At 63.6% G+C, this 20881-nt stretch carries 20 protein-coding genes; 9 read left to right on the forward strand and 11 right to left on the reverse strand.

From position 1 onward, the window contains the following. Positions 1–2 precede the first annotated feature (2 nt). The 3 genes from ACZ1JY_RS15760 to ACZ1JY_RS15770 all read left to right on the forward strand — a co-directional run bounded on the left by ACZ1JY_RS15760 (position 3) and on the right by ACZ1JY_RS15770 (position 2523). Positions 3–1061, forward strand: a complete 1059-nt coding sequence (locus ACZ1JY_RS15760) for a PLP-dependent cysteine synthase family protein (protein ID WP_465129921.1) — start codon at positions 3–5, stop codon at positions 1059–1061. A 143-nt stretch (positions 1062–1204) separates the two neighbouring features. Further along, a complete protein-coding gene (locus tag ACZ1JY_RS15765; protein WP_465129922.1) occupies positions 1205–2074 on the forward strand; it encodes a hypothetical protein in 870 nt (289 codons plus the stop codon). Further along, the gene (locus ACZ1JY_RS15770; RefSeq protein WP_118072148.1) at positions 2071–2523 is read left to right on the forward strand and encodes a hypothetical protein; all 453 of its coding nucleotides are present in this window, start codon (positions 2071–2073) and stop codon (positions 2521–2523) included. Before ACZ1JY_RS15765 ends, ACZ1JY_RS15770 begins: the two co-directional genes overlap by 4 nt. Here the strand turns inward: ACZ1JY_RS15770 and ACZ1JY_RS15775 are convergent, their stop codons facing one another. From ACZ1JY_RS15775 to thiL, 5 genes are all read right to left on the reverse strand, one after another. Further along, the gene (locus tag ACZ1JY_RS15775) at positions 2524–3426 is read right to left on the reverse strand and encodes an acyl-CoA thioesterase (RefSeq protein ID WP_465129923.1); all 903 of its coding nucleotides are present in this window, start codon (positions 3424–3426) and stop codon (positions 2524–2526) included. Between the two features lie 45 nt (positions 3427–3471). After that, a complete protein-coding gene (locus ACZ1JY_RS15780) occupies positions 3472–4353 on the reverse strand; it encodes a transcriptional regulator (protein ID WP_465129924.1) in 882 nt (293 codons plus the stop codon). Next, a complete protein-coding gene (locus ACZ1JY_RS15785) occupies positions 4350–5483 on the reverse strand; it encodes a GNAT family N-acetyltransferase (protein WP_465129925.1) in 1134 nt (377 codons plus the stop codon). Before ACZ1JY_RS15785 ends, ACZ1JY_RS15780 begins: the two co-directional genes overlap by 4 nt. Positions 5484–5646: 163 nt before the next feature. Beyond that, positions 5647–7770, reverse strand: a complete 2124-nt coding sequence (locus tag ACZ1JY_RS15790; protein WP_465129926.1) for a sodium-translocating pyrophosphatase — start codon at positions 7768–7770, stop codon at positions 5647–5649. A 121-nt stretch (positions 7771–7891) separates the two neighbouring features. After that, positions 7892–8767: a thiamine-phosphate kinase gene (gene thiL, locus ACZ1JY_RS15795; RefSeq protein ID WP_346766650.1), complete on the reverse strand. Its 876-nt coding sequence runs from the start codon at positions 8765–8767 to the stop codon at positions 7892–7894. Positions 8768–8873: 106 nt separating this feature from the next. On the opposite strand from thiL, the gene ACZ1JY_RS15800 reads away from it, so the two are divergent. The 6 genes from ACZ1JY_RS15800 to ACZ1JY_RS15825 all read left to right on the forward strand — a co-directional run bounded on the left by ACZ1JY_RS15800 (position 8874) and on the right by ACZ1JY_RS15825 (position 14097). Beyond that, a complete protein-coding gene (locus tag ACZ1JY_RS15800) occupies positions 8874–10046 on the forward strand; it encodes an acetyl-CoA C-acetyltransferase (protein ID WP_118072144.1) in 1173 nt (390 codons plus the stop codon). A gap of 31 nt (positions 10047–10077) precedes the next feature. Further along, positions 10078–10863, forward strand: coding sequence for an SDR family NAD(P)-dependent oxidoreductase (locus tag ACZ1JY_RS15805; RefSeq protein WP_118072143.1), 786 nt, complete (start codon positions 10078–10080; stop codon positions 10861–10863). A gap of 60 nt (positions 10864–10923) precedes the next feature. Beyond that, entirely contained in the window at positions 10924–11796 is an 873-nt protein-coding gene (locus ACZ1JY_RS15810) for a crotonase/enoyl-CoA hydratase family protein (RefSeq protein ID WP_118072142.1), read from the forward strand. Continuing rightward, positions 11793–12431 carry a TetR family transcriptional regulator gene (locus tag ACZ1JY_RS15815; RefSeq protein ID WP_118072141.1) on the forward strand — a complete coding sequence of 213 codons (639 nt, stop codon included), beginning with the start codon at positions 11793–11795 and terminating at the stop codon, positions 12429–12431. The genes ACZ1JY_RS15810 and ACZ1JY_RS15815 overlap by 4 nt, the downstream gene beginning before the upstream one ends. A gap of 203 nt (positions 12432–12634) precedes the next feature. Continuing rightward, a complete protein-coding gene (locus ACZ1JY_RS15820) occupies positions 12635–13093 on the forward strand; it encodes a MarR family winged helix-turn-helix transcriptional regulator (protein WP_118072140.1) in 459 nt (152 codons plus the stop codon). Next, entirely contained in the window at positions 13090–14097 is a 1008-nt protein-coding gene (locus ACZ1JY_RS15825) for a fumarylacetoacetate hydrolase family protein (RefSeq protein WP_465129927.1), read from the forward strand. The genes ACZ1JY_RS15820 and ACZ1JY_RS15825 overlap by 4 nt, the downstream gene beginning before the upstream one ends. Positions 14098–14171: 74 nt before the next feature. Here the strand turns inward: ACZ1JY_RS15825 and ACZ1JY_RS15830 are convergent, their stop codons facing one another. Genes ACZ1JY_RS15830 through cpaB form a run of 6 tightly spaced genes read right to left on the reverse strand, consistent with a single transcriptional unit; the run spans position 14172 to position 20861 of the window. Beyond that, a complete protein-coding gene (locus ACZ1JY_RS15830) occupies positions 14172–15182 on the reverse strand; it encodes a type II secretion system F family protein (RefSeq protein WP_039336550.1) in 1011 nt (336 codons plus the stop codon). Positions 15183–15198: 16 nt separating this feature from the next. After that, a complete protein-coding gene (locus ACZ1JY_RS15835) occupies positions 15199–16173 on the reverse strand; it encodes a type II secretion system F family protein (RefSeq protein WP_118072138.1) in 975 nt (324 codons plus the stop codon). A gap of 39 nt (positions 16174–16212) precedes the next feature. After that, entirely contained in the window at positions 16213–17478 is a 1266-nt protein-coding gene (locus ACZ1JY_RS15840; protein ID WP_168902705.1) for a P-loop NTPase family protein, read from the reverse strand. Position 17479: 1 nt separating this feature from the next. Next, a complete protein-coding gene (locus tag ACZ1JY_RS15845; RefSeq protein WP_465129928.1) occupies positions 17480–18157 on the reverse strand; it encodes a CpaD family pilus assembly protein in 678 nt (225 codons plus the stop codon). A 14-nt stretch (positions 18158–18171) separates the two neighbouring features. Further along, entirely contained in the window at positions 18172–19830 is a 1659-nt protein-coding gene (locus ACZ1JY_RS15850) for a type II and III secretion system protein family protein (RefSeq protein ID WP_370073158.1), read from the reverse strand. Further along, complete coding sequence (gene cpaB / locus ACZ1JY_RS15855; protein ID WP_465129929.1) at positions 19830–20861, reverse strand: Flp pilus assembly protein CpaB; 1032 nt, start codon at positions 20859–20861, stop codon at positions 19830–19832. Before cpaB ends, ACZ1JY_RS15850 begins: the two co-directional genes overlap by 1 nt. Positions 20862–20881 lie beyond the last annotated feature (20 nt).

Consider the following 20881-nt stretch of genomic DNA (forward strand, 5'->3'; position numbering starts at 1 on the left):
TGATGGCAGACCAGCGCAGGGCATGGAGCGACGAGGCCGTGCGCCGGATCGAGGCGGACTTCAACCGCTCTGCCGATACGCACCTGATCCGCGTGGAACTGCCCAAGTTTCCGGGGATCACGCTCTACCTCAAAGACGAGAGCGTCCATCCGACCGGCAGCCTCAAGCACCGTCTGGCGCGCTCGCTGATCCTCTATGGCCTGTGCAACAACCGCATCGGGCCAGATACCTTGCTGATCGATGCCACCAGCGGATCAACCGCTGTTTCCGAGGCCTATTTCGCCAAGCTGATCGGGCTGAAGTTCGTCGCGGTGATCCCGCGCAGCACTTCGCCTGCGAAGATCGAGGCGATCCGCTTTCACGGTGGCGACGTGCACATGGTCGACAGCGCGGGCGAGATGTACCCTGCGGCCGAACGCCTTGCGGCCGAAGCGGGCGGCCTGTTCCTCGACCAGTTCACTTACGCCGAGCGCGCGACCGACTGGCGCGGCAACAACAACATCGCGCAATCGATCTTCCAGCAGATGGCGCGCGAGGATCATCCGGTGCCGTCGTGGCTTGTCTGCGGGGCGGGGACGGGCGGCACGTCTGCCACGCTTGGCCGCTTCATCCGCTATGGCCGCTACCCGACGCGGCTGTGCGTTGCCGATCCCGAAGGCTCGGTGTTCCACCGCCACCATGCCGACCGCAACGTCACTGCCCCGCCGCCGGGGGCGTGCTGCCTGATCGAAGGCATCGGCCGCCCGCGCGTCGAACCGTCGTTCGTGCCGGAGGTGATCGATCGCATGATCGCCGTGCCCGATGCGGCATCGATCGGGGCGATGCGCGCCATTGCCGCGCGGATTGGCAGACCGGTGGGCGGTTCGACCGGAACGAATATCCATGCCTGCCTGCAGCTTGTCGAAGAAATGGCGGCTGCGGGTGAGGTGGGATCGATTGTAACGATCCTGTGTGATTCAGGGCTGCGCTATGCCCAGACCTATTACGATGACGGCTGGCTGAAAGCGCAGGGACTGAACTGGCGCGATTTTGGCGAAAGAGCGGCACACTTGCTTAATTAGGGCAAGGTATACGCAAAAATACTATTGACGCGACGGTAACCTATTCTGTTTGGAGCGGTTTCAGGCTGCTGCTGTCTGTTGTCTACAGAAGTTGCATCGAATTTGGATTGAGCCGGGGGGCTAATGGTATGGTGGGGCTGACAATGCGCATGGCAGCACTTCCGCTGGCAGCAGGTCTGCTTCTGGGCCTGTCCTCGCCTGTGCATGCCCAATCCGCCAATGGCGTCGGCTCGCCGTTTGAGCTGGCTTTCTGGCAATCGGTTGCCGGGAGCGACGATCCGGCGGTCTATGATGCCTATCTGCAGCAGTACCCTGCCGGCACATTTGCCGGATTGGCGCGAGCGAAACTGGCCACCTTGCGCAAGGCTTTGTCCCTGCCTGCACCAGTCGCGCCAACGCCCGCTCCCGTTGTTGCGCCGGCTGCTGCCACTGCGGCCATGGCGCCGGCCGTTGCGACAGTAATTTCGCCGCCACCTGCCGCCGCGCCGCCGTCGCCGCCGCTACTTGCGGAACCAAAGCCGGCAGTGGTTGCAGCGCCAAAGGCCGCCGTTGCGGAAGCCTCTGACGCGACCAGCGATGCCAATCTCCTGCTTGAACTCGCACGTTCGCAGGAAGTTGGTAGCGGCACGGACCGGGTCTTGGCTGCTAATGGTTTTGCGCTGCCCCAGCGGCCGGTTCTGGCCGACATTGCCGACCTGCCATTGCCGACCTCTTTCTGCTCGGCCGAACAACGCAATGCCTTCTACGAGACTCGCTACAAGCCGTATCTTGATCTCGCTCGTGCCAACAACGATGCGGCAATTGCCCATATGCAGAAGCTGCAGCAGGCCTATGACAGCTACCAGCTCTCCCGCGATCCCTCACCGATGAACGCGCTGGCTGCCGAGGCCAGTTCCTATCAGCAGCAAGTTGCCGCCGGCACTTATGCGCGGCAGGCGGCGGTGGTTCGCCAGTTTGACCAGATCATGGCCTTGCCGGTCACGACTTGCCAGATCGCGACGGCAACAAAATGAGGCGCGCAGTGGAACTGGTGATGGCGTGCGTGCTGCTGGCAGCGAATCCAGCTCACGCAGAAACGTGCCTTGATCGAGAGACGATCACCGCCGCGCGCGTGCACGAATTCGAGACGATGATGATGGCGGTCACCCTGCGCTGCAAGGCGATCGGGACCGACATCGGCCCGGTCATGGAAGCCATGATGGGCACGCATCGCCCGATCTTTGCGGCGGCGGACCGGCGCATGCGTGCATTCTTCGCGCCGCAGAAGCGTGCGTACGAAAGCTATTCCACGCAACTGGGCAACCGCTATGGCGGCGGCGCGACCGATGCTGCCAATTGCCACCGTTTCGAGAAGGTGGCGAGGGAGCTTGCCGGCCAACCGGGCGTGACGTCGCTTGGCCGGGTGGTCTTCGCGATGATCGACAAGCCCCGCATCGCCGGGGCCGTCTGTTCGAAGCCTTGATCAGTCGGAAGACTTTTTTGGTTCGATCGGTCGGATCAGGCCTTCCTGCGCCACGCTGGCCACCAGCCGACCGTCCTGCGTGTAGATCCGCCCGCGATTGAAACCGCGCGCGCGGCCCGCCCAAGGGCTGTCGCAGGCATAGAGCAGCCATTCGTCCGCGCGGAAATCGTCGTGGAACCAGATCGCATGATCCAGGCTTGCCCCCATCAGGTTGCCTTTTGACCAGCTGATGTCGTGCGGAAGAGTGGAAGTACCAAGCAAGGTCATGTCGCTGGCATAGGCCAGGACCGCACGGTGGATGCGGGGATCGTCGGGCAGCGCTCCGACCGAGCGGAACCAGGTATGGGCACGCGGCTCCTGCGGGCCATTGTTCATCCAGTGCCGGGCCTCGATCGGGCGTAGCTCTATCGGCCGTGGTTGCAGCATTTGCTGGCGCTGCCTCTCGGGCATCTTCGCGGCATAGCGCAGGCGCAACTCGCTTTCGCTGGCAAGGTCGTCCGGCCCGACAACCTGGGGCATCGGTTCTGCATGGTGCCGCCCGTCTTCGCGCCTGTGGAACGAAGCGGCCATGTTGAGAATCGGCTTGCCTAGCTGGCTGGCCACGACGCGGCGATTGGAAAAGCTGCCCCCATCCAGATCGCGCTCGACCTTGAAGTCGATCTCGTGATCCTCGTTCCCCCCACGCAGAAAATAGGCGTGGAGCGAATGGACGGGCCGGTCGGCAGGGACGGTGCGTTCTGCACTCGCCAAGGCCTGCCCGATCACCTGGCCGCCGAACACGCGGCCGACGCCGCCGATCTTGCGACGGCCCTCGAAGCGGTCGCCGCCGTGGTCCTTCACGTCGAGAAGGTCGAGCAGCCTTTCGACCAGTTCCTGCGGAGTCGGTTTGTCAGAGTCGGTCATGCCAGCGCGATGGACGTGGCTGCCGTTTACGTCAACGGGATCAATTCAGCGCAGGCCACGCGCCTTGGCGTAGAGCCGCCAGCACAGCGCCTTCGCGCGGTTGCCGTGCGGCCAGCGCCCGGGTGGGCGCGGCTTCATGCCAAACTTGCGCAGCAACCCGTTGAAGGCGCGCGCGTCTGCTTCGGCAAAGCTCCATTCGGATCGCCACGTGATCGACAGGGATACCGACGGCTGTGGGCCGTTGCGGACAAAATGGGGCGACATGACCGGCACGTAGAGCGCTTCGCCCGGGGACAGCGGCCAGTCCTTGCCGCTGCCGAGCAGCTCGTCGCGCCAGAAAAGTTCGCGCCCGCCGCCGGTGTGATAGGTTTCGTGGGTTTCGTCCGGGGCGAAGCGGGCATCGCCTGCGGGAAACATCGTCATGACCTTCGATCCCATGACTTGCAGAAGAATGTTGTGCTCGGGGTCGAAGTGATAGGGTGTCACGCCGCCCGGGCTGGTGACGAAGATGAAGCCTTGCGGCTTGAGCATTGCGCCGGTGCGCTGCTCGATCACCGGGCGCAGTTCGTCGAGCAGACTGTCCAGCAGTTCCGCATAGGCTGGGTTCTGCTCGATGTTCTTGAGGGCAGCCCAGCTGCCGGTAGATGCAATGTTGCGGATCGTCTCGCCGATGCCGATGCCGTTGGCAGGCGCCTTTTCACCGTTGAGGCCCAATGGCAAAGCCGCGCGATTGTATTCGACCGAGCGTTCCGGCAGGGCCTCGCCCAGGATCGCCAGGGAATCGAGCTGCATCAGCGGGTGCATGCCCAGCCGGTGGACCAGCTTGTGCGGCACTTCGGGGTAGGACGCGGCGAAAGCGGCGCGGGACGTCTCGTCAAACGCATCGAGAGGCGCAGATCCATCTGCAAAGGCAGTCTGTTCGTTCATCGGCCAAGTCCGACAGGATTGCGCCCCAGTTCGAGCGACAGGAGAGTTTCGAAGAGCTTGCGCCGGACGCCACCGCCGATTGCTACCGAAATCCGGCCAATCGGGCGGCGTTCGGTCCACAGGCTGTCGATCATCGGATGATCGGGCGCGGCGCAACTGTCGCACCAGGTGATGTCCGGTTGCGAGAGGAGCGCGAGGTTCTCTCGTTGCAACAAGACGCCCGGAGAGTAGCGCGAAAAGTTCTCGTCGAAGGCAGTCTTGTAGGAAAAGCTGCCCGGCGGCGTCAGGAAGTTCGCTAGCATGGCGATGGGGTGGCCGTCGAGCGTAAGGGCGAGGCGTTCGAGCCTGCCGATGGCTGCCGCGCCTTCGAGAGCCTTGCGGAACAAGGTCTCGGTCTCCCGCGCGCAGGCCATGGCGCTGTTGCTGGCGCCCTTCCAGCCGCGCTTCTCAAGCTCCAGAAAGGCGGCAATCCAGCTGTCCAGTTCGACGCCGTCCTGATGGCGCTGCACGTCCAGCTCGCCTTGTTCGGCGAGCCGAGCATGCTGGCGACGCAGCTCCTTGCGCTTCTTCCCTGTCAGCGCCCGCTCCAGATAGAGTTCCGGGTTGAGGGGGGAATGCAGCAGCGCGCGTTGCTCGCGCATGACCAGCGAGGCCTTTCGGCCCTGTGCCTCGGCAAGATCGAACAGAGCTTCGGTAAGCGGTTGCTCCAGTGGCATGGCGGCAAGGTGAAGAAACAGCGCCTGTTCGCTCGCCGCCTGCTTGTCGGCCCATTGCAGCAGTGCCTGCCAGAACAGAGCCTCGCACCCTGCCCGCACCAGGGGCGCGCCCAGAAAAGCGTTGGGATGAAGCCATGTCGTGAGGTGCGGAAGCGGCCAGCGGCCATAGCGGCGCGGTTTGCCAAGCGGCATCAATCCGACCAGTTCGCCACGGAGCTCAACTGTAAGCAGCCGCCTGTTTCCGTCGGTGTCGAATGCCTCCAAGGAGGGGATCAGATACCACGGTTCGAGGAACGGATTGGGTGTCGAGGCACTGTCGGCCAAGGCCTGCCACTGCGCGCGCCGTCCTGCCTCGGTCCACTCGCGCCACGCCCGCACCGACGCGACCGCCGCGCCCGGTTGTGTAAGCGGCATGGGCAGACTTGCCGTGGTGAATGTCGCGACGTTCAAGGTTCCGGGTCTCCGCTCCCGGCCTTAGGGGGAATGCGCGAAAACTCGGTTAACAAGCCAGCAAAGAAACACCCCGCCCGGATTGCTCCGGACGGGGTGTCCTCTCCCCAACTTGGGCGTTGGTTGCTTATCCCACAGCGTTGCTGGCAAGTGCCGCGAGCAGCAGCAGCGCAACGATGTTGGTGATCTTGATCATCGGGTTCACGGCGGGGCCAGCGGTGTCCTTGTAGGGATCGCCCACGGTATCACCCGTGACAGCGGCCTTGTGGGCTTCGGAGCCCTTGCCGCCGTGGTTGCCGTCCTCGATGTACTTCTTGGCGTTGTCCCATGCGCCGCCGCCCGAGGTCATCGAGATAGCGACGAACAGACCGCCGACGATCACGCCGAGAAGCAGGGCGCCAAGCGCGGCAAAGCCGTTGGCCTGACCGGCCACAGCTGCGATCACGAAGTAGACCGCGATCGGTGCCAGCACCGGGAGCAGCGAGGGCACGATCATTTCCTTGATCGCGGCCTTGGTGACGAGGTCCACGGTGCGCGCATAATCGGGCTTCGAGGTACCCGCCATGATGCCCGGATTTTCGCGGAACTGGTCACGCACATCGATCACCACGTCGCCCGCCGCGCGGCCCACTGCGGTCATGCCCATTGCGCCGAACAGGTACGGCAAGAGCGCGCCGAGCAGCAGCCCGACGATGACATAGGGGTTTTCGAGGCTGAAGCTGACCGCGAGGTTCGGGAAGAACTCGCGCAGGTCGGTGGTGTAGGCGGCGAACAGGACGAGCGCGGCAAGGCCGGCCGATCCGATGGCATAGCCCTTGGTCACGGCCTTGGTGGTGTTGCCCACCGCGTCCAGTGCGTCGGTCTTGTCACGGACCGAATCGTCTAGGCCGGCCATTTCGGCGATGCCACCGGCGTTGTCGGTGACAGGGCCATAAGCGTCCAATGCCACGACCATGCCAGCCAGCGCCAGCATCGCGGTTGCCGCATAGGCAATGCCGATCAGCCCGGCGAGCTGGTAGGCAATGATGATGCCGGCGCAGATCACGACCGTGGGCATCGCAGTCGATTCAAGGCTGATGGCCAGACCCTGGATGACGTTGGTGCCGTGGCCGGTTTCCGACGACTTGGCGATCGAGCGCACCGGGCGGTAGTTGGTGCCGGTGTAGTACTCGGTGATCCAGATGATCAGGCCGGTGATGACCAGGCCGAGCAGCGAGCAGTAGAACAGCACGCGGCCGGTGAACGTCACCGTATTGTCGAGGATGGTGTAGCTCATCGGCGTTTCCATGTCCCCGAGGGCATAGGAAATCGCCCACCAGATCGCACCGACGGACAGGACGGCGGTGACAAGGAAGCCCTTGTACATCGCGCCCATGATGTTGTTGGAGGAGCCGAGCTTGACGAAATAGGTGCCGATGATCGAGGTGACGATGCACACGCCGCCGATCAGCAGCGGCAGGGCCATCATCGCGCCGAGCGCGTCGCCGAGGCCCTTGAGCAGCAGCGCGGTCAGCACCATGGTTGCGCCCACGGTCACGACATAGGTCTCGAACAGGTCGGCGGCCATGCCGGCGCAGTCGCCGACGTTGTCGCCCACGTTGTCGGCGATCACGGCCGGGTTGCGCGGATCGTCTTCGGGGATGCCTGCTTCCACCTTGCCGACGAGGTCGGCGCCGACGTCTGCGGCCTTGGTGAAGATGCCGCCGCCAAGGCGCGCGAAGATCGAGATCAGCGAGGCACCGAACGCGAGGGCGACGAGGCCATCGACCACCGTGCGGTCATCGCCACCCACGGTGTAACCGGCGATGTCGGTGAGGTAGTGGTAGAACACTGCGATCGCGAGCAAGGCGAGGCCCGCCACCAGCATGCCAGTGATGGCGCCAGCGCGGAAGGCAAGGGTCAGCCCGGCCTGCAGGCCGTTCTGTGCAGCGGCTGCCGTGCGCACGTTTGAGCGCACCGAGATGTTCATCCCGATGAAGCCCGCGACGCCCGAAAGCACTGCGCCGATCACGAAGCCCGTGGCGGAGATCGCTCCGAGGGTAGCTGCGATGATGACGGCGACGACCACGCCGACGATCGCAATGGTGGTGTACTGGCGCTTGAGATAGGCCTGCGCGCCTTCCTGGATGGCGGCGGCGATTTCCTGCATCTTGGCGTTGCCCGCTGGTGCGCCGAGCACCTGGCGGCTGGTCACGAAGCCATAAACGACGGCAAGCAACCCGAGTATTATCGATAATACGACTAGGTTCACGTTGGCATCCCCCTTTATGTCCGGTGCCACGAATGGCCCGTCCCCGTCGTTGCGGGTGGGCGAGAAGCTATCGTTTTATTTCTGACCCGCAAGCCCTTCCATGACCTTGGTCAAAGGGTTTTTAATCGTGCATATAACCCAGATTGCCATGCGGCACTGCACCATCGACGATAACAGGTGATGACGTTAGCGCCTGCGCGACCCCTATGCGATGGGCGGCGACAGGTGGGGAAATTCCGGCGGGCAGCGTGAACAGCAGTTCGTAGTCATCGCCCCAGCGCATAGCTTCGTCCCGGCGAACGTCGGGCAGGGCGACAGGGAAGGGCACTGCGTCGCCAGCAAGGGCAAAGGTCACGCCGCTGGCCTGCGCCATGCGCGCGGCGTCGATCAGCAGGCCGTCGGAAACGTCCATCATTGCGGTTGCCAGCGGAGCAAGTGCCCGGCCTTCGGCAAGGCGCGGCAAGGGCCTTCGGAAGGCGATGCTGTCACGGCCGGTCCCGTCCCGCAGTGCCTCGAACCCCAGCATCGCCGCACCAACCGGCCCGGTCAGCCAGAGGGTATCGCCCGCCTTCGCCCCGCTGCGCGAAGGCACGGGTGAAAAGGTCGCGCGTCCCAGCGCTGTCAGTCCCAGGCTGCGCGGCCCTGTGCCGCTGACGGTGTCGCCACCGAGCAGGGGCACGCCGAATGCCTGCAACGCCTCGCCAAGCCCGGCAACGAAGCGCGTATCCTCCTCGCCCAGCGTGAAGCCCAGCAAGACGCCGACCGGTTCCGCTCCCTTTGCCGCAAGGTCGGACAAGTTGGTCGCCAACAGTTTCCACGCGACGTCGGCCATGTCCTGCCCCGGCAGCCAGTGCACGCCCTCGACCATCATGTCGTGAGTCAGCACCAGCGTCTCGCCCCCGAATGGCAGCACAGCGCAGTCGTCGGCCAGCCCGCGCGCCGCGGGGTGCAGGGCCAGCGCGCGCATCGCCGCGATCAGGTCGGATTCCTTGCTCACGCCCCGGTCTATGGGGCGCGCTGCCGAACCGCACAAGCCCGCTTGACCAGCGCCATATCGCCCCTTAATCGTTCGATTAAAGAAGTATCGAGAGGAGTCGGAACACATGGCTACAGCCTATATCGTCGACGCAGTGCGCACGGCCGGAGGACGCCGTGGTGGACGGCTTGCGGGCGTTCACCCGGTCGATCTCGCCGCGCGCAGCCTCGATGCCATCATCGCTCGCACTGGCATCGATCCGACTGCGGTTGACGATGTGATCATGGGCTGCGTCACCCAGGCCGGGCAGCAGGCAATGCAGGTCGGCCGTAACGCGGTGCTCGCATCGAAGCTCTTGCCGCAATCGACGCCTGCGGTGACCATCGACCGCCAGTGCGGCTCATCGCAGCAGGCGATCCAGTTCGCCGCGCAGGCGGTGATGTCGGGCGTGCAGGACGTGGTCATCGCCTCGGGCGTGGAAAGCATGAGCCGCGTGCCGATGGGCTCGAACGCCACGTTCCACATGAAGGAGGGCCTCGGCCACTACAAGTCGCCCGGTCTGGACGAGAAGTATCCGGGCATCATGTTCTCGCAGTTCATGGGCGCGGAAATGATCGTCAAGAAGCACGGCTTCACCAAGGACGACCTCGACCGCTTCTCGCTGAACAGCCACCAGAAGGCCATCGCCGCAACGAATGCCCAGGCTTTTGCGGGCGAGATCGTGCCGGTTGAAATCGAGACTCCCGAAGGCCCCGCGATGCACACCGTGGACGAAGGCATCCGCTTCGATGCGACGCTCGAAGGCATTGCCGGGGTCAAGCTGCTCAGCCCCGAAGGATCGCTCACCGCTGCCAGCTCCAGCCAGATCTGCGACGGATCGAGCGCCGTGCTGGTCGTCTCCGAAGCCGCCCTGAAGGCGCATGGCCTTACGCCGTTGGCGCGCATCCACAATTTGACGGTGACAGCAGGCGATCCGGTGATCATGCTCGAGGAACCGCTCTTCGCTACTGACCGAGCGTTGCAGCGGGCCGGCATGAAGATCTCGGACATTGACCTGTACGAGGTAAACGAGGCCTTCGCATCAGTGCCGATGGCCTGGCTCAAGCACACCGGCGCGGACCCCGAAAAGCTCAACGTCAACGGCGGCGCGATTGCGCTCGGTCACCCGCTCGGCGCGTCGGGCACGAAGCTCATGGCCACGTTGGTTCATGCCTTGCGCGCGCGTGGCGGGAAGTATGGCCTGCAGACGATGTGCGAAGGTGGCGGCGTTGCCAACGTCACCATCATCGAAGCTCTTTGATTTTTCAGCCCTTTAGAGAGGATAACTCGCAATGAAGCTCGACAATACCGTTGCTGCCGTGGTTACCGGCGGCGCTTCCGGCCTCGGCGCTGCCACCGCTCGTGCCCTTGCTGCCAAGGGCGTCAAGGTCGCCATCTTCGATCTGCAGAAGGAAAAGGGCGAAGCCATGGCTGCCGAGATCGGCGGCGTGTTCTGCGAAGTGAACGTGACCAGCGACGAGAGCGTCGATGCCGGCTTCGCCAAGGCTCGCGCTGCGCATGGCCAGGAGCGCATCCTCGTCAACTGCGCCGGGACCGGCAACGCGATCAAGACTGCCAGCCGATCGAAGGAAACCGGCGAAATCAAGCACTTCCCGATGGATGCGTTCAACTGGATCATCCAGATCAACCTCGTCGGCACCTTCCGCTGCATCGCCAAGTCGGCGGCCGGCATGATGACGCTCGATCCCTGCGACGAGTTCGGTGAGCGTGGCGCGATCGTCAACACCGCCTCGGTCGCTGCCGAAGACGGCCAGATGGGCCAGGCTGCATACTCGGCCTCAAAGGGCGGCGTTGTCGGCATGACCCTGCCGATCGCACGCGACCTGATGAGCGAGGGCATCCGCGTCAACACGATCCTGCCGGGCATCTTCAACACCCCGCTGCTGCAGGGGGCGCCGCAGAACGTGAAGGACGCACTCGCCGCATCCGTGCCGTTCCCCAAGCGCCTCGGCATGCCGGAAGAGTATGCCAACCTCGCCATGTGCATGATCGAAACCGGCTACTTCAACGGCGAGGACGTTCGCCTTGATGGCGCCATTCGCATGGCACCGCGCTGATTTGAATTGAAGGTGAGGGGCGGGGCACGAACCCCGCCTCCATCGTCTCGGGAGAGTTTCGTGGCCGACTACACGCAGATCAAGCTCGACATCGCCGATGGCATCGCAACAATCACGCTGCACCGCCCGGAAAAGATGAACGCCTATACCGGCACGATGATGAACGAGATGATCGACGCGTTCGATCGCACCGATGCCGATGACAGCGTCCGCGCGGTCATCGTCACCGGGGCAGGGGACCGTGCGTTCTGTGCCGGGGCTGATCTCACACCCAGTGACGGCAAGCACGTTTTCTCCAGCGGCGATACGGTGGAAGACCTGTCCGATCCCCGCGTGCGAGACGGCGGCGGCATGATCACCTTGCGCATTTATCAGTCCAAAAAGCCGGTGATCGGCGCGATCAACGGCGCGGCGGTGGGCGTCGGCGTCACCATGCAATTGCCGATGGACATCCGCCTCGCGTCGACCAAGGCGCGCTTTGGCCTTGTCTTTGCCCGTCGCGGCATCGTCCCCGAAGCGGCCTCGAGCTGGTTCCTGCCGCGCATCGTCGGCCTGCCTCAGGCGCTGGAATGGTGCATGACCGGCCGTGTTTTCGATGCCGAGGAAGCCCTGCGTGGCGGCCTTGTCCGCTCGCTGCATGAACCCGAGGACCTGATGCCGGCCGCAATCGCGCTCGCACGCGAGATTGCCGACAACACCAGTGCGGTCTCGGTCGCGATGACCCGCGCCATGCTGTGGCACAACCCCTCATTGTCGCACCCGATGGAGGCGCACCGGGTCGATAGCAGGGCAATCTATACCCTTTCGCGGGGTGCCGATGCCGCTGAAGGCATCGCGAGTTTCCTTGAAAAACGCGCTCCCCGCTACCCCGGACGCGTTTCTTCGGATATGCCTGCGTTTTATCCGTTTTGGAATGAGCCGGGTTGGGAATGAATACGGAAGTGTCAAAGGGGGAAAGCCTGGAAACGCCGGGCGCACGCGAGCAGCTTCTGCAGACCGCGTCGACCATCATGCGCGAGGGGGACGTGGTCGATATCTCCCTCTCGGAACTGAGCCTTCGGTCCGGGCTGAACTCTGCGTTGGTGAAGTACTACTTCGGCAACAAGGCGGGCATGCTCAAGGCCTTGCTCGACCGCGACATGGAAAACATCGTCAAGTCGGTCGACGCGTTGCTTGCCAAGGACGACATGAGCCCGGAGGCAAAGCTGAGGCTGCACATCTCCAAGTGCATCGATACCTACTTCGATTACCCGTACCTCAATCGCTTGCTGATGCGGCTGGTTCGCGACAGCGACGAAGCTGAAGCGAAGCGAATCGCTGACCAGTATCTCCTGCCGCTGCATCGCGCCTACAACCGGTTCATCGGCGATGGCGTGAAGGCTGGCGTGTTCCGGCCGATCAACCCGCAACTGTTCTACTTCACCGTTACCGGTGCGGCCGATCGCTTCTTCTCGGCACGTCTGGTGCTGAAGCACTGCTTCGATCAGGACACTCTGACCGAGGAACTGCGCGACAGCTACCGCGAGCACACGGTCGATTTCATCATGGCCGGTATCCTCGCACACTGAACGGAATTGCATTGTCGAACGGGTGCAGCATGAAACCATGCTGCACCCTTGGTGCTGCTCTGCGCGCTAAAGCTGGAGGCATGGCGGCATAAAGAAAATGTCGTCTAGCGTCTCTGTGCGCATTGATCTAACGCGCACGCCGCCGCTTGGTGTCATAATATTTCGCTCTTGCGCATCAGGCTGGTTTCATGTGATACGAAATCATGCCCGGAACACAAACGCGCCTCACCGACTTCATGCCCTACCGTATGGCCATCACCTCGAATGCGGTGAGTGGCCTTATCGCGGGCGAGTATCGCAGCGAATTCGGCCTGAAGATTCCCGAATGGCGGATCATGGCCGTATTGGGTGACGCTGGGGCCTTGACCCAACGCGATCTGGTCCGAGCCACGTTGATGGACAAAGTCGCCGTCAATCGCGCGTGCAAGGTGCTAGAGGAGCGGGGACTGGTCCAGCGCAGCCCGAACGAGCAGGACGGGCGCTCTCATCATCTGGAACTGACGACGTCGGGATGCGAGCTGCACGGCAGGATCTGGCCGCAGGCGTTCGAGATGTACCAGAAGATTTTCTCGGCCATATCGCCGCGTGAACAGGAAAAGCTGCGCGCCATCCTCGAGAAGCTGCTGAAAGCTGCCCGCACGCTCGAAGGCGACGAGAAGTGAAGCTCGCATCGCTGCCGCAGGGACGCGACGGTCGGCTGATCGTCGTGTCGAACGACCTTGCCTGGTATGCCGACGCCGATCACATCGTACCGACGATGCAGGCCCTGCTGGATGACTGGGACCGCTACTTTCCCTTGGTCGAAGCGCTATCCATCGAGCTTGCGCACGAAGCCATTCCGCGCAAGCGGTTCCACGAGCGCGAAGCGTGCGCCCCGTTGCCCCGCGCCTACCAGTGGGCCGATGGCAGCGCCTACGTCAACCACGTCGAACTCGTCCGCAAGGCACGGGGGGCGGAACTGCCGGAAAGCTTCTGGACCGATCCTCTGATGTATCAGGGTGGAAGCGACGATCTGCGTGGTGGCCGCGAACCGCTTGTCCTGGCGGACGAAGCATGGGGTTGCGACTTCGAGGCCGAGATCGTCGTCGTGACCGGTGACGTTCCCCAGGGCGTTGCCCCGGACGAAGCTCTCAAGCACATTCGTCTCGTCGGCCTGGTGAACGACGTATCCTTGCGCAATCTTATTCCGGGCGAACTCGCCAAGGGGTTCGGCTTTGTTCAGTCGAAACCTGCCAGCCACTTTTCGCCAGCGTTCGTGACGCCCGCCAGCCTTGGCGAGGCATGGAACAGCGGCAAGCTGTCAAGGACCCTGGCAGTCGATCTCAATGGCCAGCCATTCGGGCGGGTTGAGGCAGGCGAGGAATGCACTTTCGATTTTGGCGTGCTGATCGCGCACCTTGCAAAGACCCGCAGCCTGGGGGCAGGGACGATCATAGGCTCAGGCACGGTGTCCAATCGCGATCCCGATGGCTCGCCCGGCCGCCCTGTTTCGCAAGGCGGCAAGGGGTACGCCTGCATTGCCGAACAGCGCATGGTCGAAACGATTACCACTGGCCAGCCTTCGACACCGTTCCTGAAGTGGGGCGATACGGTGCGCATCGAAGTGCGCGATGCGAAGGGCAAAAGCATTTTCGGCGCAATCGACCAGACCGTCACCCGCGCCTGACAGAATTATGCTGAGAAATGAAAAGCCCCGCCGGGTTGTCCGGCGGGGCCTTCTTCATGCCATGGCTGGTCCGATCAGCTTCCTGGCTTCTTGTTGATCAGGGTGTCGCTGATCGAGCAGGCAGCAGGGCCGAGGATCACGACAAACAGCACAGGCAGGATGAACAGGATCAGCGGGATGGTCATGATCGCGGGCAGCCTTGCCGCCTTTTCCTCGGCACGCATCATGCGCTCGTTGCGGAATTCGGCAGAGAGCACGCGCAGCGCCGAGGCAAGGGGCGTACCATAACGCTCGGTCTGGATCATCGTGGTCACCACGCCTTTGACGGACTCCAGATCGACACGATAGGCGAGGTTCTCGAACGCCTGTCGGCGATCGGTAAGGAACGACAGCTCGATGGCGGTGAGGGAGAATTCGTCCCCGAGTTCCGGATAGGCACGGCCCAGCTCGCGTGCGACGCGGCTGAAGGCAGCGTCGACGGTCAGGCCGGCCTCGGCGCAGATGACCAGCAGGTCGAGCGCATCGGGCAGGCCCTTGCGGATCGCGTGGGTCCGCTTGGAAACCATGTTCTGGATGAAGACGTCGGGTCCCTTGTACCCTGCGATGAGCATGAACATGAAGGCGCCCATCCGCTTCATGGGACCCCAATCCCCGAAGGTGTTGGTCCAATAGAAGAGAACCGCGCCCAGAAGACCCAGCGTGATCGGGCCGACCAGACGTCCAAGAATGACCGCGACAGCCCATTCCTTCTTGCGGATGCCGGCCTGCGCCAGCTTCTGCTGGATCACCGCCAGCTGGCTGTCCTGCAGAACCTTGAGCGATTCGAGGAAGCCACGGATCTGGTCGGTGGTCTGGTTGCGGCGGACAATGCTCTGGCGCTTGCGGGCATTGGCAGTGACGATGCCGGCCTTGAGCTGCTCGCGCCGTTCGTTCAGGACCTTGACCCGCTTGGCCATGGGGTCGCGGACGGTAACGGCAGCGTAGACTGCAAGCATGACGGCAGCTGCGGCGATCCCGATCAGGATCGAACCGACAAGGTAAACGTCAAAGCCGAGCAGCGTTGGTCCTGCGGGGTTGTTGATCATGGCCGGTCCCTTCCGCTCAGATTTCGAAGTTGACCATCTTGGCCATGATGAACGAGCCGATGCCAAGCCAGGTGAGGCCGCCCAAACCGGCAATGATCAGGCGCTCGTCCACGAAGAACTTGCTGAGATAGGCCGGGTTGATCGTATAGATCAGGGCAAACACGATGAAGGGCAACGAGCCGACGATATAGGCTGATGCCTTGGATTCCGAGCTCATTGCCTTGACCTTGAGCTTCATCTGCGCGCGTTTGCGCAGCACGTCCGACAGGTTCGAAAGCGTCTCGGCAAGGTTGCCGCCGGTCTCGCGCTGGATCGCCAGCGTGATGCAGAAGAAGTTGAACTCCGGCATGTTGAGGCGATCGGCGGTGTCCTGCAGCGCCTCTTCCATGGTGCGACCCACCTTGATGCGGTCGGTCACCAGCTTGAACTCTTCGCCCACGGGGCCGGGGAGTTCGCTGGCGACAACGCCGAGGGTTTCCGTCACCGGAAGACCGGAGCGAAGCCCGCGTACCAGCAGGTCGAGCGCATCGGGCAGGCGTGTCGTAAAGTTCTCGACGCGCTTGCCGATTGCCCGACCGACGATGAAATGCGGCAAGCCAATGCCGACGAACAGCCCGGCGACGAGCGACAGCAAGGGCGCTCCGGTCTTGACGAAGACCAGCAGCAGGACCGCCAGAGTCAGGCCGCCGCTGACATAGAGGTACTGCGACATTGTCCAGCCTTTGCCGGTCCGATGGAGCCGCAGTTCGAGCGCCTCCATGCGTGATCCCGAGCCGGCGATCTTCCCCGCGCGCGGTTTGCGGGCTGCCACGGTCTTGCGATATTGCGCTTCGACCTTGTCAACTGCGCTGTCCGAGTGGCGAAAGCGCACGGACTGGAGACGGCGGCCGCTTTCCTTGGACGCGGAAGGGCCGGACAGTGCGGCATAGCCAAGCACCATCGCCGCCATCATGCCGCCGGCCATCAGGATCAGCTGGATCGTATTCCCCATTGCAGGTCTCTTCCCGTCACCTCAAGCGAATGCGAGCCGTCAGGCGGGCACACCGGCCTTTGGCTTGTTGAGCATCTTCTTCAGATCGAACTTGCCCAGCAGCGAGGGCTTGCGCGCATTGGCTGCGGTGTCTGGCGCTGCTTCTTCCTCACCGGTTCCGATGATCGCGAAAGCGATGTCCCGGATCGTGGCCCCGACCTTGGAGGACCGATTAGCTGCAACGAACGACTGACCGAGCTTGGCCGCGTTCGACGCCCCCTTGATATCGTAGGGCAACATGAAGTTGATCTTGCGTTCGATCGAGGCTTCGAAATCGGCCTTGCTGATCTCGTTGGCGCCGGCCTGGACCTTGTTGGCCACCACGATCGGACGGGCGTGGGCGGCATTGGTCTTGAGCCACGAAAGCAGGCGGATGGCATCGCGCGCGCCAGCCAGCGTCAGTTCGGTCGCAACGATCACCACATTCACGTCACCGAGCAGGTGCGGGAAGTTGATCAGCATGTTGCGCGGCATGTCGATGACGGTCATCTCGAACGCCTGGCGGAATTCTTCCTCCAGTTGCACGAACGCGCTGCCATCGGTCATCAGGGGCGAACTGATCGGTGCTTCGGCCGACAGGATCGCCAGGTTGTCGTTTGCCCGGATCATGGCGCGTTCGATGAACAGGCCGTCGATGCGGCTTGGATTGTCGATCGCGTCGGTCAGCCCGCGGCCGGGCTCGAGATCCAGCGTCAGCGCGCCGGTGCCGAAATGCACGTCGAGATCGAGCAGCGCGGTGGGCAGCTTGTGATCGGTGCTGAACAGCCAGGCAAGCGATGTCGCCAGCGTCGATGCGCCTACCCCGCCGCGCGTGCCGACAATGGCCGTCGAGATGTGGCGCTTCGCCGCTGACGGATCGTGGCTCTTGGGCGCAGTGAAGATCGCCTGCGCCTGAACCAGGGCATCGCGGATCTGGCCTGCGTTGAGCGGCTTGAGCAGGTAATCCTGAATGCCCGAGGCAATCAGATCGCGGTAGAGGCGCACGTCGTTGACCTGCCCCACGGCGATGACCACGGTGCCGGGCTCGCAAACTTCGGCCAGGGCGTTGATGTCGTTCAGCGGGTCGCCGCTTTCCGACAGGTCGACCATGAGAATGTTCGGGCTGGCCGTGATCGAAAGCGACTGGATCGCGTTCCGCAGGCCACCGCGGTGGCACTTTTCCGGAGCCCAGCCCATGTCGACGACGACCGGGCGAAGGACGTCGAGCGCGGTCTCGTCGCACATGAAGGCGGCGAAGGCGTCGCGATTGGCATTCTTCCAGCTCATGTCAGTTTCCTCCTCCGCCGCTGCCGCCAGAGGCATTGGACGTCGCATTGCTCTTCAGGCCATCTTCGCCGGTGGGCTTGGCGGCGCGGAAGCTGTCGATCGCCTTGGTTCCGCTCATCACCACCGTCTCGCCGGTGGTGCTGGCGCCCTTCACGAGGTGTTCCTTGTCGGCGACCATCGCAGCCAGATTGCTGTTGATGGCGCAGCCGAAGTTCGACGTCGTCCGGTTGCTCATCGAGAAGTCGGACTTGGCGGTCCAGTCGGGGCAGCCAGGGACCGAGGCCGTGGCGCGGGTCACGACGATGCGCGCGCCGCCTGCCGGGACATAACCGGGCGTTACCGGGGCGGGGCCGTCGACGAACATGCCCCAGCGACCGGCCACCGTATCGACCGACGCGATCGTTGCCTTTGACTGCAACGGATCGTCTATCGCAATCTTGTCACCATACTTGAGGCCAAGGCTCTCGAACCATCCGGCGAGGCGCCGTTGTTCCGTGATCGAAATGCCGCCGCCCGGCAGCGTCTCGACATCGAAGACGTAGCGGTCACGCTCAACCATCGGCTGATGCACCGAATTGAGCATGCGGTTCTCGGGAGTATTGGCCGAACAGGCCGAAAGGACTGTCGCCAGCGAAAGCAGCAGCGCGGCGGAAGCGCGGCGGGTATGGTTGGTGCGCATGGGCTGTCCCTCGTTCACTGGATGCTGAAGCCGGGTTCGACGCTGGCGACCTTCTTGTCGCTGCGGCGATCGGCGGGCTGCGATGCCTTCGCGGGCTTGTCGAGGCTGCCGACCTTGGGGCCGGATTGAACCGTGCCTTCCTTCTCGGTCGGCTTGGGGCGATCGCCACCGGTGATGCCGTCGTGCTCCATGTTGCCAAGCAGGCGCTGGATATCGTTCGGGCTCTGGAAGCCGTCGGTCGGAAGCTTGATGTCGCTGGCGTTGACCGGGTTCACCAGATACGGCGTAACCACGATAACCAGCTCGGTTTCGCCCTTGCGATAGCGGGTCGAGCGGAACAGCGAGCCGAGGATCGGCACGTCACCCACGCCCGGCATCTTGGTCAGGGCATTCTGCGCGCCGTTCTGCAGCAGGCCGGCGATCATGAAGGATTGGCCCGAACCGAGTTCGATCGTCGTTTCGGCACGGCGCACGGTCAGGGCGGGGATTTCGACGCTGTCGAGCTTCAGCGCGCCCGTGCTCGAAAGCTCGGAGACTTCCGGGCGCACGCGGATCGAGATGCGGCCATTGGCCAGGACCGTTGGCGTATAGGCAAGGCTGACGCCGTAGCGCTTGTATTCGATCGAGGTGGTGCCAAGCCCTTGCGAGACGGGGATCGGATATTCGCCGCCGGCAAGGAAATCGGCAGTCTCGCCCGAAAGCGCGGTCAGGTTCGGCTCGGACAGAGTGGTGACGAGGCCGATCGTCTCGGCGGCATCGAGCGCACCCAGCAGATCGAGGCCGAGAAACTTGCCCATTCCGGCAATGGTGGTGCCCGTAGCGGCGGCCGTCACCGAACTGCCTGGCTTTTCCACCAAGCCGAGTGGATTCGCCTCGGTCACCTTGGTCGGGTCGAAGGTGAAGCCGGTGGTCGATGACGTCCCGACGCCAAACGGCAGGTTCCGGTCAGTGGTGAAGAACGATCCGACCGACCTGCCTTGACCAATGCCGAACTTGAAACCGCCAGTGCCGTCGATGCTGGTGAGGTTCACGCCCAGGTCGCGTACCAGGGTGCGGCTGACTTCGGCGAACTTCACGTGCAGGCTGACCTGCAGCGGCGTTGCCATCTTCAGGCGGCTGATCACGTTGGTCTTGTCGCCGACAAAGGCGCGGACCAGGCGTTCGGCTTCGGCTGCGTCTTCGGGCGCGCCGACGGTGCCGGTCAGCAGGACCGTGTTGTTCATCGTCGCGACGTTGACGCGGGCCTCGGGCATGGCGAGGTGCAGCATCTGGTCGATCGAGTCGATGTTGTTGCCGACGCGGATGTTTGCCGACCACACGACATCGCCCTTGGCGTTGCTGGCGTAGACCGTGGTCTCACCGCCCGACTTGCCGAAGACGTAGAACTGGTTGGTCGACTTGACCTGGACGTCTGCCACCTTGTCGTCAGCGACGAATACGTCAGCCATCCGGCCCGGCACGGTGACCAGTTCGCCGCGTCCGATCGAAATCGTGACAGTGCGGGCAGGGCTCGTCAGGCTTTGTGCGTGGAGCATGCCGGAAGCGGGCATCATTGCCAGCGGGGCAGCGATCAGCGCGGCCGTGAGAAGCTTGGAGGAAAAACGGCGGTTCATGGTGCTGCCCTTCGAGGTCGGGATCTGTCGCATGATCTTGGTGTGGGGAGCGCAGCTCATCACTTCGCTCCTATCGAGACATTTTCGGTGTCCTTGCCGCGGGTCACGCGGACCACGGGGCCGGTCGGCACCGGTCGGCCGTTTGCTGCCATCTGCGGGGCAGAGCTTGCGGCGGGTGCGGAATATCCGCCGCCTGCAGGAGCAGCTGCCACCGGCACGGTCGTGCGCTGGAAGCGCGATACGTCGCCGCCGGTCACGAAGCTGGCCTTGGTGCTCTCGATCGGGCGGGCCATGGCCTGCTTGATCAGCGCCTCTTCCTGCTGCTTGCTGGCGCCGGCCGGGATCTTGACGTCACCCGAGGCAATCGCCTGCTCAAGCTCGGCCGAGTTGTCGGCCAGGGAGCGCAGCGAGAGGCTGATCGTGCCGATGGTCTGGGCCACGGCAATCTTCTCCGCAATCTTGGGCGTTACTTCGAGCGTGACGGTGCTGAAGGTGCGCACGCGGGTCTTGCCCTCGACCATTTCCTGCTCGGTCGACTGGTCCGTGGCGAGCACGCGCAGGTTCTTGAGGATGGTTTCCGAGGCCTTGAGCGCCATGCCGCTGTCGCCGCTGCCCTTTACGGTCTGGGTCAGCACCAGGTCGATATGATCGCCCGGGAAAACGAAGCCGGCAACGCCGGTGCGGGCCGAGACGGGAATGGTCACGGCGCGCATGCCTGGCCCGAGAGCAGCTGCCAGGAAGCCACGGTCGCCGGGGGCAACGAGATTGCCCTTGGTCACCGGCTCGCCGGCAGTCATCGGGTTGCGCACCACGGTGCCGAGCAGCTTCTGCATGTCAGCTTCGCCCTCGACGAAGTAGGCGTCCTGAACCATGTCCTTGGGCCATGCCTGGAAGTTGATTGAGTCGGCGGTAATGATCGTGCCGACGGGCAGGGCGCGCTGGGCTACCAGCACCTTCGGGCCCATCGGCATCTTTGCCGCAGCTTCTGCCTGGGGCGTGGACGCGCCAGCGAAAAGGCTCCTTGCCGCGAAGGCCGTGCCGATCGCAACGATCAGCGCCCCCACCAGCAACATCAGCTTCCTCTTGTCCATGCTACTTGTCCCGCCCTCTT

The sequence above is a fragment of the Novosphingobium sp. BL-A-41-Hi4B-X5A genome, assembly GCF_055521705.1.